The organism is Flaviaestuariibacter amylovorans, from assembly GCF_039541815.1.
GTDB lineage: Bacteria > Bacteroidota > Bacteroidia > Chitinophagales > Chitinophagaceae > Flavisolibacter > Flavisolibacter amylovorans.
This window is the reverse complement of sequence record NZ_BAABGY010000002.1, coordinates 306925-319823: the sequence shown is the minus strand read 5'-3', so window position 1 is coordinate 319823 and position 12899 is coordinate 306925. Positions and strand designations below refer to the sequence as shown.

The window sequence follows — 12899 nt, the reverse complement described above, 5'->3', positions numbered from 1 at the left end:
TCCAAAAAAATCATCCGCAGTGTCGCCGTGCCTCCGTGCCGCCGTGTGAACCCACCGGTGAGCGAAGCGAACCTCACTCAGTTATTCGGCTTCTCCTCGCGGTAGAAGATCTTGTTCACGATCTTCCACCCTTCCTTCGTTTTCAGCAGCGACATCATGTCATGAAAGTAGAACGTCGGGTATTCGACCGTGAGCTTTGCCTGCGCGGCGTTGCCGTAGATATGGATGGCATCGATGCGCGTCTTGCGGTCGGTGCGCTTGCCGTCGTTGCGGGCGCCGGCCATGAAGTCTTTCAGCGCCACGATCCGCGTCGTGTCGTTGCGCATGAAGAGCATCTGCCCCTGCGGGTAGAAGGCTTTGGAGAACTGGAGGCTGTCGGCCAGGGTGCCGCCATCGAGGTAATAGCTCACCACCTTCGCCACTTCGGCGAGCTCTTTCTGGTCGGTTTGTGCGCGGAGGCCGGCCGGTGCGAGGAAGAGGGCCAGCAGTACGGGGATCTGTTTCATATTGATGGATGCTGTGGCTGCAATGATCGGCGGCCCGGCCGGAATACGGGCGCTCCTTCGGGCGGATGGTGCCGCCGCGGTACGAGCCGTTGCCGGGCCGGACGAGCGGAAGATGCCGGCAGGAAAAACCCCGGCTGTAACGCCGGGGCTCATCTTATAGCAAAGCAATCACACACACAAAAAAGGTAAGCGCGCGGATGCGGGACAAAGATACCGGGTTGCCGCCGGCTATTACAGAAGTTCATTCTGGACCCGTAACAACCATTTTTTCGTAAGATCTGCCTAAGCGGAGCTTCGCGATGAACTCAAGCAAAATACATTCAGAGAAAACATTTACAGACTGTTAGGTTTAATTAGTGCCCTCTGCTTGGCTGGCTGTGCAGGCACGGCATACGGGGCTCCTGCCCCTTTTCACAACGACACGACGGCACAACGGCACGACGAAAAGAAGAGAAAACGATTGATTTTCCTCGTCGCGCCGTCGCGCCGTTGTGCCGTCGCGTGCAGAGGCCGCTTGCGGCCTGCGATGTCAGCGATTCTGGAAGACACATTTACTCGAACATCCTCTAGTCCCCGATCGGCTGGTACTTCGGCACGAGCGACTTCATGACCACCCACCCGATGAGGTAGGCCACGGCACAGATCGAAAAGATGATCAGGTAGCCGGCCTCTTTGCCCTGAAAGCCCAGGAACTGCATCTGCGTCTTGTCGGCATGGGTAAACAGCACACCGGAGCCCTTGTTGATCAGGAAGGAGCCGAGGCCGCCCGCCATGCCGCCGATGCCCGTCACCGTAGCGATGGCCGAGCGCGGGAACATATCGCCCACCGTGGAGAAGATATTGGCCGACCAGGCCTGGTGCGCCGCGCCGGCAATGCCGATAATGAGCACCGGGAACCAGAACGAGGTGGCGCCCAGCGGCTGTGCCAGCAGCGCGAGCAGCGGGAAGAACGCAAAGATCAGCATCGCCCGCATCCTCCCCTCGTAGGGATTCATGCCCTTCTTCTCCACGAAGTAGGTGGGCAGCCAGCCACCGATCACCGAGAGCAGCGTGATCGCGTACAGGATGAACAGCGGGATCGCACTCTGCGTGTTGTCCATCTTGTAAATATCTTTCAGGTAAGCGGGCGTCCAGAACAGGTAGAACCACCACACGCCGTCGGTCATGAACTTGCCGAACGCAAAGGCCCAGGTCTGCCTATACCGGAAGCATTCGCCGAACGACATCCGCCGGCCCGCCGCTGCCGTGCTGGCCACGGAGCCGGGCTGCGCATTGTCCTGCTGAATATAGGCGAGCTCGGCCTTGCTTACGCGGGGATGGACGTCGGGCTTGTCGTACAGGCGCATCCAGAATCCCATCCACACGAAGCCGATCGCGCCGATGATGATAAAGGCCATTTCCCAGCCCCAGGCTTTCGCAATGAACGGGATCGTGAGCGGTGCGAGAAGCGCGCCCACGGTAGCACCGGCATTGAACACGCTGGTGGCGAAGGCGCGGTCTTTCTTCGGGAAGTATTCGGCCGTGGCCTTGATGGCCGCCGGGAAATTACCCGCCTCACCGAGCGCGAGCACGAGGCGCGCGAAGATGAAGAGCCACACGCTCGTAGTGGTGATGAGCGCGATATTGCCGAAGCGCCCGATCGATTCCTTGGCGCCCTCGAAGCCGACCAGCCAGGTACCCGTAAGGAGGCCCGAGGTGGCAATGCCGCAGAACGCATGGATACAGGCGCCGACCGACCAAACGGCGATGGCCCAGAGAAAGCCCTTCTTCGTATCCATCCAGTCTACAAAGCGGCCTGCGAGCAGCATCGAAATAGCATAGAAGATGGAGAACAAGGCGGTGATGGTGCCATAATCCGCGTCCGTCCAGTGGAACTCCGGAACGAGGTAGTCCTTCCACGTGAGCGACAGCACCTGCCGGTCGAGGTAGTTGATGGTGGTGGAGAAGAACAGGAGCGCGCAGATCGTCCAGCGATAGCGGCTCATGGCCGAAGGCCGCGGGGGCGTTGTTCCGGTGGCCCGTGTTACGTCGGAGATCGTGGCTTGGGGATCAGGGAGCATAGAATTCGTTTATATAGTGAGCAATCAAATTTGCGCATGCTGTCCTTCCTGCACGAGTGCCAGTGCGTGCCCGGTAGCCGCCATCAGTCCCTTCACGTCGCCGGCCTCCACCAGCGCTTTGGTGAGGAGCTTGCTGCCCATACCCACGCCCGATACGCCCGCGCGGAACCAGCTGGCGAGGTTCTCCGCCTCGGCCTCCACGCCGCCCGTTACCAGGAAGCGCATGCCGGGAAAGAGGTCCTTCACCGCGCTGATAAAGCCGGGGCCCAGGATATTGCCCGGAAAGATCTTGACCAGGGTAGCGCCCGCGTTCTCGGCGGCGGCGATCTCGGTGGGCGTCATGCAGCCCGGGATCCAGAGCCGGCCCGCGGCGGCGGCCACTGCGGCCACTTCCGCGTTCATCGACGGACAAATGATGAAGTCGGCGCCGAATGCGAGGTATTGCTCCGCCTGCTGCGGGTTCTTGATGGTGCCGATGCCGAGCTGCAGGCCCGGCATATGGCTGGCCGCCGCGCGCAGCACGCCGAAGTTGGCGGGCGCCGCGGCGCCGCGGTTGGTATACTCCACGTAGCGGATGCCGGCGCCGTAGAGCGCCTCGAGCACGAGCACGCTGGTGTCGGCGCTGTCGTGGTAGAAGAGCGGCAGCAGCTTTTGCTCCAGCAGTCCGTCGATATGGGCTTGCTTAGTAAACATGGTTGTTGTGCGCCTTTTTGATGGCGTCCACGCTGGCCGTGGTGGCGTCGCCCGGGATGAACAATTTGTTGAACGCGGCGGCGGCGGCGAAGTCGATGAGCTCCTGCGCCCACCAGCCCCCGCAGTTGCCGTAGATCAGGCCGGCCATGAAGGTATCGCCGCTGCCGACCTTGTCCACGATGGTACGGGCGCTGTGCTCGGGCGACACAAAGAATCCCTGCGCATCAAGCAGCGTCGCGTAGTAGCGCACCCCCGCGCCCGCGTCGAAGCGGAAGGTGTTGGCCACCTGCCGGCAGCGCGGATAAGCCTTCCGGATCGCCTCCGATGTGGCCTGCGACTGCTCCAGGTAAGCCTCCTTGTCGTCCCGGAGATCTACGGGCACCGGGATGCCGAGCATCTGCTGCTCTGCCCAGATATTGCCCATGATCACATCGCAGTACTGCACCAGCTCCGGCATCACTTCGAGGGGCGTCTTGCCGTACTGCCACAGCTTCGCGCGGTAGTTGAGGTCAACGGAAACGGTGAGTCCCCTGTCGGCGGCCGCTTTCGCGGCTTCGGCGCATACCGCCGCCGCCTGTTCGTTGAGGGCGGGCGAGATGGCGCTGAAGTGCAGCCAGTCAACCCCTTCGAGCGCGGCGTCCCAGTCGATGTCGCCGGGCGCGAGCTCCCAGAACGAGGAATAGGCGCGGTCGTAGATGACGCCGGCGGCCTTCATGTCGGCGCCCTGCGGCAGGTAGTAGGTGCCGATGCGCGCGCCGGAGCGGTGGATGGCCGTTACATCGATGCCTTGCGCGGCTACCCAGTCGATGACCTCGGTAGCGAGGTAGTGATCGGGCAGGGCCGTGCAGTAGCCTACAGGCTGCTCCCAGCGCGCAAGGGCGCGGGCCACGTTGAGCTCGGCGCCGCCAACGAACACGGCGGTCTCCCCGCGCGCGATCCACTCGCCGCTGAGGCGGGGCGACAGGCGGAGGAGCAGCTCACCGAAACAAAGCACCTTCTTCATGCGATAATATACGGTTTAATAAGCAGTTCGTTCGAGGGAAGCAGCGGGAGCGTTCCCGGCCACTTCGTTCCAGTTGAAATAGGTTGCGGCGTTGTTGTAGCAGATATCGCGGATCACCTCGCCCGTCCATTCGATGTCGGCCGGCAGCTCGCCGTTCTCGATCTCTTCGCCGAACAGGTTGCAGAGGATGCGGCGGAAGTACTCGTGGCGCGGGTACGAAAGGAAGGAGCGGCTGTCGGTGAGCATGCCCACGAAGCGGCTCAGCAGGCCCATGTTGGAGAGCGCGTTGATCTGGCGGGTCATGCCGTCCTTCTGGTCGAGGAACCACCAGCCGGAGCCGTACTGGATCTTGCCGGCCACGGAGCCATCGTTGAAGTTGCCGATCATGGTGGCAAACAGCTCGTTGTCGGCAGGATTGAGGTTGTACAGGATCGTCTTGGTCAGCTGGTCCTTGCTGTCGAGTCGGCCGAGGAAGGTGGCCAGCGCGCGGCCTTGCGCGAAGTCGCCGATGGAGTCCCAGCCCGTGTCGGGACCGAGCTCGCGGAGCATCCGGCCATTGTTGTTGCGGAGGGCGCCGAGGTGGTATTGCTGCACCCAGCCCTTCTCCCAATCCCACACCGCGAAGATCTCGAGCATCGCGCTCTTGAACTGCAGGATCTCCTCCGGCGACAGTTCCTTACCGCCGCGGATCTTGTTGAAGAGTGCGGCGACGCCGGCTTCGGTCCAGGGCTCGGCATAGATCTGCTCGAGGCCGTGGTCCGACACGGTGCAGCCCATCGAAGCGAAGAAGTCGTGGCGTGCCTTGAGCGCGTCGAGGTAATCGTTGAAGGAGGCGATGGCCGTATTGCTGACGGCCTCCAGCTTGCCGAGGTAGTGGTTGAACGAAGAAGCATCATCCACCTGCATGGCCTTGTCGGGACGAAAGGCGGGCAGGATGCGGATGTCGCTCCCATCTTCCCTGATCGTGCGGTGGTGCTCCAGCGAATCGATGGGATCGTCGGTAGTGCACACCACCTTCACGTTGGCCTGGCGCAGCAGCCCGCGCACGGAGTATTCAGGTGTCTGCAGCTTTGCGGAGCATTCCTCGTAGATGCGTGCAGCGCTTTGTCCGTTCAGGATTTCGGTAACGCCGAAGTAGCGCTGCAGCTCGAGGTGGGTCCAGTGATAGAGCGGGTTGCGGAGCGTGTAGGGAACCGTTTCGGCCCACTTCTGGAACTTCTCGGAGTCGGGTGCGTCGCCGGTGCAGTAGCGCTCGTTGATGCCGTTGGTGCGCATCGCGCGCCACTTGTAGTGGTCGCCATAGAGCCATACCTGCGTGAGGTTGGCGAAGTTGCCGTCGGCCGCGATCTGGTCGGGGGGCAGGTGGCAGTGGTAGTCGATAATGGGCATTGCCTTGGCGTACTCGTGGTAGAGCCGCTGGGCGGTTTTATTGTGCAGGAGAAAATGCTCGTCGAGAAAGGGTTTCATGATGCGATGGTTTAGAGCGACACGCCCCGCTTCCACGGGATGAAATCGTCCTGATTGAGTAATACGGCCTTGGGAATCTCGTCGCCAGAAGCCGCGCGGATGCAGTATTCGAGGATCTCCTCGCCCATCTCTTCGATGGTCTTTTCGCCGGCGATCACCGGCCCGCAGTCGATGTCGATGATGTCGCGCATGCGGTGGGCGAGCTTCGAGTTGGTGGCCACCTTGATGGTGGGGCACACCGGGTTGCCGGTGGGCGTGCCGAGGCCGGTGGTGAAGAGGATGAGCGTGGCGCCGCTCGCCGCCTTGCCCGTGGTGGCTTCCACGTCGTTGCCGGGGGTGCACACGAGGTTGAGGCCCGGCTTCACGGCGGGCTCGGTATAGTCCAGTACATCTACAACCGGCGAGGTACCGCCCTTGCGGGCAGCGCCGGCGCTCTTGATGGCGTCGGTGATGAGCCCGTCCTTGATATTGCCGGGCGAGGGGTTCATGTGGAAACCGGAGCCTACGGCCGTCACGATCTGCTCGTAGCGCTTCATGAGGTGCATGAACTTGCGGGCGATGGGCTCGCTCACGGAGCGGTCCACGAGCTCCTGCTCCACGCCGCACAGCTCGGGAAACTCGGCGAGCAGCACCTTGGCGCCGAGCGCCACCAGCAGGTCCGAGGCATGGCCCACGGCGGGGTTGGCCGAGATGCCGCTGAAGCCGTCGGAGCCGCCGCACTTCACACCCACCGTCAGCTTGTCGAGTGTAGCCGGGGCGCGCTCCTGCTTGTTGATCTCGATAAGGCCCTCGAAGGTCTTTCGGATCGCTTCGGCGATCATGCCTTCCTCGCTTTGCGATTGCTGCTGCTCGAAGGTGAACACCGGTTTGTCGAAATGTGGGTTGCGTGCCTTGAGGTCTTCGAGAAAATCGTTCAGCTGCAGGTTCTGGCAGCCGAGGCTCAGCACGGTGATCCCGCCCACGTTCGGATGATCGGCATAAGCGGCGAGCAGCTTGCTCAGGATGGCCGCATCCTGGCGGATGCCACCGCAGCCGCCCTGGTGGTTCAGGAACTTGATGCCGTCTACGTTTTTAAAAACGCGGTGCGCCTGCTCGTCGGCAACGAAGGCAGCCGGCGCTGCCGCCGATAGGTCCTCTCCATTCTGAAAGGCTTCCACCAGCTGGTGCGCATACCGCTTGTACTTCGCCGTCACGGCATAGCCGAGCTCGTTGTGCAGGGCTTCGCGGATAACGTCGAGGTTGCGGTTCTCGCAGAAGACGGTGGGGATGAAGAGCCAGTAGTTGGCGGTACCCACACGGCCGTCGGCACGGTGGTAGCCATTGAAGGTGCGGTCCTGGAATCTCGAGACGTCGGGCGCGGTCCACTGGTATTGCACGCCCCGGTAATCGTAGGGATCCGTGGAGTGCTTGATGTTTTCCGTAGTCATACGGGAGCCGGCGGGAATATAATGCTGTGCCTTGCCCACCAGTACGCCGTACATAATGACGGAGTCTCCGGCGAGGAGGTCCTGCGTGAAGAACTTATGCTTCGCCGGCACGTCGTCGGTCAGCGTATAGCCATTACCGTTATAGTTCACCTGCTCGCCGCGCGCAAGATCCTGCAGCGCCACCAGCACGTTATCGGAGGGATGTACTTTCAGAACCCGGGCACTCATGCTACGTTCGCTTTATTGATGGGATGTTCCTCGAGGAGCTCGCGGGCGCCGCCCGAAAGGATCCCGGTCAGCCTGTCGATCACGGCGTCGGCAAAGCCGGGGAGCTCGTGCAGGGGTGCGCCCCAATAGGTATCGCGCAGCACATCGCCTACGAGCGCGGCGGGCGTGAGCCCTGCCCAGCGGCGCTGGAAACTTGCGGCCTGGTCGTCCTGTATGGGATAGGCGGCGCCGTTCAGCTCGCCGAAGTAGCTGCCCTCCACGGAGCGAACGGGCTTCATGAAGGCGATATAAGCGGCGAAGCCCAGTGCCATCCGCTCCGGCACCGTCGCGTGCGTGCGGTAATGCTCCAGCAGCACCGGCACGATGCGCATCTTCATCTTGGAGCTGTAATTCATCGTAATGGCGATCCAGTTGTGGCGGAGGTACGGATTCGCGAAGCGGTCGAGCACCTTGCGGGAGAAGTCCTGCGCCAGCCCGGGCGCCAGCGGGTAAGGGATCGCGGGTGCGATCTCCTGTTGCATCAGCTCGCCGATGAAGGTGGTCATCGCACTGTCGTCCATCGCTTCCTTCACCGTGGTAAACCCGGCCAGGAATGCCAGGCCGCAGCTGAGCGTATGGGTACCGTTGAGCAGCCGCAGCTTCAGCTCGCGGTACTGGTCGATGTCGGGGGTGATCACCACGCCGGCATCGGCAGCGGCAAAGGAAAGCACGGAGCGCACGCGCTCGTCGCCCTCGATGGCCCAGAGGCGGTACACCTCGGATACGGTCAGCAGCTTGTCGGCATAGCCGGTGCGCGCTTCGATCGCTGCGGCCTCGGCATGCTCCGGCCGTCCGGGCACGATGCGGTCCACCAGCGAATTGCAGAAGCGGTTGCTGCTTTCGAGCCACTCGATAAAGCGGTCTTCGAGCCCGTTGAGGTGAGCGAGCTCCAGCACGATCGACTGCAGCCTGGAGCCATTGTCGGGAATGAGCTCCGTGGGCACGATCACCATGCCGCTATGCGCCGACCCGCCGAAGGCCAGGTAACGCTCGAGCAGAAAGGCCAGGAGCTTGCCCGGAAAGGACTTCGGCGGGTGCTGCCGCACGTCGTCCTGCACGAGCTCGATGCCTACCTCGGTGGTGTTCGACACGATTACCTGCATGTCGGCATTGTGGGCGCATGCCAGCACTTCCTGCCACTGCTCGGTGGCGCTCAGCACGCGGCTGATCGATGCGTTCACCTGCAGCTCCTCCACCTGCCGTCCTTCCTCCACCCCGCGGATGCAGAGCGTGTAGAGGCAATCCTGGCGGTCGAAGTCCTTGGTATCGCCGTGCGCGGTGGACTTCACCACCACCACGCGGCCGTTGAAGAGGCCCTGGCGGTTGGCGGTGTCGATGAAATAGTCGGGCAACCCGCGCAGCAGCACACCGGTGCCGAACTGCAGCACCTTCTCGGGGAGCTCGAAGATCGACTCGTCGGGTACGCGCACGGCGTCTGCGGCGATATTCTTCAGGTTATATCTGGAAAGGATCATATTGGGTCAGCGTTTTGAATTCGGTTGGGGTTTCCAGGCATTGCCAAAGAGCCAGCCCGGCGTGATGTCGGCCGCCTTCGTGCCTTCGCCGTCGGTATCGAGGTTGTCGCGGAACCAGGCGTAGTCGCCGCCCTCGCGGTGACAGTTGCTGTAATACACGCGGCGCCCCCACTGCAGCACGTTCGGCGTCTTTACGAGGTAGATATTACTGTCGGCCATGCGCGAAGAGAAGCGGCAGTCCACGAGGTAAAAGCGGGCATCGCGGTGGTAGCGACCGAGCTTGAAGCCTTCGTAGCCGTCGAAGCTGCAGTTCTTAAGCACGGTGCGGAACGAAGGATTGCCGGAGCCGTCGTGCCAGATGGCGGCGGGGCCGGTGTTGGTATAGAAGCGGCAGTTCTCTGCCCAGGCCCACCCGCGCGGACAGTAGAAATCCACCCCGCCTTCCATCAGGCAATCCTTGAAATAGAACATGCCGTTCTCGAGGTTCCAGGGGCTCACGGTGTCGCCAGCCCAGGCACGGAAGCGGCAGTTGAGCGCGCGCAGGCGCGTGGCCCGCATCGTCCGAAGCGCCATCTGGTGGCCGTCCTTGGTGATGATGCGTTTCCCTTTCGCGGTGTCGGAGGCGCAGGCCACTTCGCGGGGCGCCGGGAAGTTGAAGCCGTAGTCGTTGGCCACGGTCAGGTTCTGCAGGGTGATGTCGTTGCCGTTGATGTTCATCGTGGCCACGCCCCAGTCGTCGGGGTGCGCGCAGCGCCATTCGTCGCGAGCGATGTCCTGGGTGATGATCGTGCTTTCGCGGTCGTCGCCGATGAAGTGGATGTTGTGCTTACTGATGAACAGCTTCTCGCGGTAGGTACCCTTTGCGATGCGGATAACGCGGGTAACGGCAGACGAGTCGGGCAGCGAATTGATCGCTTCCTGGATGCTGCGAAAGTCGGCGCCGCCGCCCGGGTTAACGGTGATGGCCCGCGTCTGTGCGCAGGCCGTTCCGATGCCCAGGAAGACAATCGCGAGAAGGGTGCTATAGATACTCCGGGGGCTCATGGCTGCTCGTGCTTTTGTCTCCAGGCGGGATAGTTTTTTGTCAGGAGCTTCTGGGCCCAGGTACCGTACCACGCGTAACCGGTCCGGCGCTCGTGCTCGATCTCCGTAAGGTCCCAGCGCTTCATGCCGTCGCGGCCCGCGAAGAAGGGCTTGCCGGTCTCGATGTCGTAGAAGCGGGCCCATACGGCACTTCCGGGCTCCGGGCGCAGCAGGCGGTCGCGGCCCTTTGGGAACTCCGCAGACAGCGTATCGCCATAGGCGAAGCCGTCGATGCGCACCGCCTGCAGCCATGCCACTGCACTGTTGACGGCGTTCTTTACTTCCGGTGTCGGCTGCTCCATCCGCATCAGGAATTCTACGATCCCAACGGTCTCGGCACCGCTGAGCGACACGAGCTCGAAGGCGCGGGCCTTCACGGGGGCAAAGGTGATCCGATCGTGCTGGGCGCACCAGCCGGTAAGCTTCCCGCCCACGCGGATCTGGGTTTTCAGGATGCAGTCGATGCCGCGGTTCACGGCGAGCTGGGCCTGCCGCTTCAGCTTCCCGTTCACCGCCTCAAAGCCTGGGCGCACCATCCCGACATCGTGCAGCACCAGGAGGGCATTCACCATCGCATTGTCGTTGTAGGTGATCATCTTGCGGTAGCCGCTCGTGTCGGGCCAGAATTGCGGGAAGCCGCCGTTGGGATACTGCATCTGCAGCAGGTAGCAGATGCCCCGCTCGGCGGCCTTCAGGTAGGCAGGAGTGCGGTGGGTGGCATGGGCCTTCAGCAGGTAGCGGATCTCCCTGGTGGTGGCGTTGTTGTCGATGGTGGCGTCGTTGCGGCCCTTGTCGTCGAGCAGGGCGGCGCGCTGCACCTCGGTGAGGGGCTGGGTATAGTCTACTTTTACCTCGTTGATGTGCTTGGGCCAGCCGCCTACGGTGCGCTGGTAGAGCAGCATGGCATCGGCAACGGCGTCCTGCGCGCGCACTGCCGGCGCGGACAGCAGCAGGCAGCCTGCGATAAGGAGTTGGCGGCCGTACATCAGGATTTCTTCTTTGCTGCGAGCCAGCGCACGAGGTCGCGCGCGGCTGCATAGTTATCGAATTGGAGCGGCAGCTTGCGACCGTCCACGTATTCATTGTATAACCACGGGTCGCCGAGCGCGAGCACGCGGCCCTTGCCGTAGCGGGCGGTGGCCATTACGGCTTTGCCTTCCTTCGACAGGAGCACCGTGGCCGGCGCCTTCACGTCGAGCGTCGCCAGCTCCTTGATAAAGAGGTTGCGGGCCGTCGGGAACACGGGGTTGCCCGGAGACACCGCTACGGAGCCCTGCTCAAACTGGTCGCGCTGCACGAGGTTGAAGTTGTCGTTGTTGAAGCGGATGCCGAAGCGAGCGGCCAGGGTGTTGAAGCGCGCGAGCTCGGCGTTGCCGGCGTCGTTGGCCAGCAGCACGAGGGTGCCGCCGCCCTTCACCCATTCGGCGATGGCCGCGGCGGCCGTATCGTTCATGAAGCGCGGCTGCGCCGTTTCCTTCTCGGTGTCGGGGTCTACCATCAGGTATACGTCGGCGCCTTTCAGGCTTTGTGCAGTAGGCGCGCCTTCCAGCGAGGCCGTACGGAAGCCTTCGGCGCGGAACAGGTCGCCGAGTACCGAGAAGCCGCTGTTGGCGCGGTCGTCCCAGGTGTAGTGATACCGCACTTGCTGCCCGGAAGGGCCTTTCTTCCATTCGTTGTTGAAGTGGCAATCGAGCAGCACCGTTTTGCGGGCGCCCGGCTTCGGGGCGAGCAGCAGGGCCATCTCGTTGGCAGCGTTGATGAAGGCGCCCATGCCTTTGGGATCGTTCACGATCACGGGCTCGCTCATGTAGTAGGCAAAGGATCCGTCGCGGTATGGCTTGCCGCCGAGGCCCGACACGGCCACGGTGCCGTGCAGGTCCGTCTGGCCGTTTTCCGTTTTGATGAAGGCTTTCCTGATGCCGTCATAGCCCTTCTTTGCCTGCACGGTGTAGCGGGCGGGCAGGTAGCCAAGGCGCACGCCCTTCGCCAGTGTATACACGAGCATCGAAGAGGCCGAGGCCTCCACGTAGTTCTTCGGTTCCTTCGGCAGGTTGGGAATGTCGTACCAGAGCCCGGTCTTTGCATCCTGTACCGACGTCACGCCCGCCGCAAAGCGGCTGAGGATGCCGATGAGCGAGTCGCGGCCGGGATGCTTGGGCGGATAGAAGTCGAGCGCATCCACGAGGGCCATCCCGTACCAGCCAAGGGCGCGGCCCCACACGTGCGGCGACAGGCCCGTTTGCTTGTTGGCCCACTGCTGCGCGCGCGTTTCGTCCCAGCCGTGGTAGAGGAGCCCGGTCTTCGGATCGCGGGCGTGCTTCTCGATAAGGGTGAACTGGCGCGTGATGTCGTTGTAGATGGAGTCGCCGCCGCCGAACACCTGTGCATAGGCCGCATAAAAGGGCTGGCCCATATACAGGCCGTCGAGCCACACCTGGCCGGGATAGATCTTCTTGTGCCAGAAAGAGCCTTCGGAAGTGCGGGGATGGGTGCGGAGCTGGGAGAACAGTAATGCTACGGCCTTGCGGTACTTCTCCTGGCCCGTCACCTGGTAGAGCGAGAGAAGTACCTTGCCGTTGTTGAGGTGGTCGATGTTATACTCGTCGGGCTTGTATCCTTTGATGGAGCCGTCGGGCTGCACATAAAAGTCCATGCTCTGCTGCATATAGCGGAACCAGCGGCCGTCGCCGGTGGCGTTCCAGATGCCTTCGACGCCTTTGAGGATAACCCCCTGGTCGTAGCGCCACTTCGCCACCTTGTCGCCGGCAAGCGCGAAGGAGTCGGGCCAGAGGCGCATCGCGGTGGTGGCAAGGGCCTGCGCGTCGGCGGCAGGCTGCGCCTGGGCAGTGCCGGCGGCCAGGAGCAAGAGGGCAATGGGTCCGATCTTATTCATATAGGCTTTTGGTAGCGGGCCCGTT

The 12899-nt window shown here is 62.7% G+C and carries 10 protein-coding genes; all 10 read right to left on the bottom strand.

The window, feature by feature from the left end; translation table 11 throughout:
* Window positions 1–77: 77 nt before the first annotated feature.
* Window positions 78–506, bottom strand: coding sequence for a nuclear transport factor 2 family protein (locus ABD937_RS03760; RefSeq protein WP_345253523.1), 429 nt, complete (start codon window positions 504–506; stop codon window positions 78–80).
* A 566-nt stretch (window positions 507–1072) separates the two neighbouring features.
* The gene (locus ABD937_RS03755) at window positions 1073–2566 is read right to left on the bottom strand and encodes an MFS transporter (RefSeq protein WP_345253522.1); all 1494 of its coding nucleotides are present in this window, start codon (window positions 2564–2566) and stop codon (window positions 1073–1075) included.
* A gap of 24 nt (window positions 2567–2590) precedes the next feature.
* Entirely contained in the window at window positions 2591–3259 is a 669-nt protein-coding gene (locus tag ABD937_RS03750) for a beta/alpha barrel domain-containing protein (protein ID WP_345253520.1), read from the bottom strand.
* Entirely contained in the window at window positions 3249–4262 is a 1014-nt protein-coding gene (locus ABD937_RS03745; RefSeq protein WP_345253518.1) for a PfkB family carbohydrate kinase, read from the bottom strand. The genes ABD937_RS03750 and ABD937_RS03745 overlap by 11 nt, the downstream gene beginning before the upstream one ends.
* Before the next feature lie 15 nt (window positions 4263–4277).
* A complete protein-coding gene (uxaC, locus tag ABD937_RS03740; protein WP_345253517.1) occupies window positions 4278–5729 on the bottom strand; it encodes a glucuronate isomerase in 1452 nt (483 codons plus the stop codon).
* A gap of 11 nt (window positions 5730–5740) precedes the next feature.
* The gene (locus tag ABD937_RS03735; RefSeq protein WP_345253515.1) at window positions 5741–7384 is read right to left on the bottom strand and encodes a UxaA family hydrolase; all 1644 of its coding nucleotides are present in this window, start codon (window positions 7382–7384) and stop codon (window positions 5741–5743) included.
* Complete coding sequence (locus ABD937_RS03730; protein ID WP_345253514.1) at window positions 7381–8898, bottom strand: tagaturonate reductase; 1518 nt, start codon at window positions 8896–8898, stop codon at window positions 7381–7383. Before ABD937_RS03730 ends, ABD937_RS03735 begins: the two co-directional genes overlap by 4 nt.
* Before the next feature lie 6 nt (window positions 8899–8904).
* Complete coding sequence (locus ABD937_RS03725) at window positions 8905–9942, bottom strand: pectinesterase family protein (RefSeq protein ID WP_345253513.1); 1038 nt, start codon at window positions 9940–9942, stop codon at window positions 8905–8907.
* Window positions 9939–10967 carry a pectate lyase gene (gene pelA / locus ABD937_RS03720; protein WP_345253511.1) on the bottom strand — a complete coding sequence of 343 codons (1029 nt, stop codon included), beginning with the start codon at window positions 10965–10967 and terminating at the stop codon, window positions 9939–9941. Before pelA ends, ABD937_RS03725 begins: the two co-directional genes overlap by 4 nt.
* Window positions 10967–12874: a DUF4350 domain-containing protein gene (locus ABD937_RS03715; protein WP_345253509.1), complete on the bottom strand. Its 1908-nt coding sequence runs from the start codon at window positions 12872–12874 to the stop codon at window positions 10967–10969. Before ABD937_RS03715 ends, pelA begins: the two co-directional genes overlap by 1 nt.
* Window positions 12875–12899: the final 25 nt, after the last annotated feature.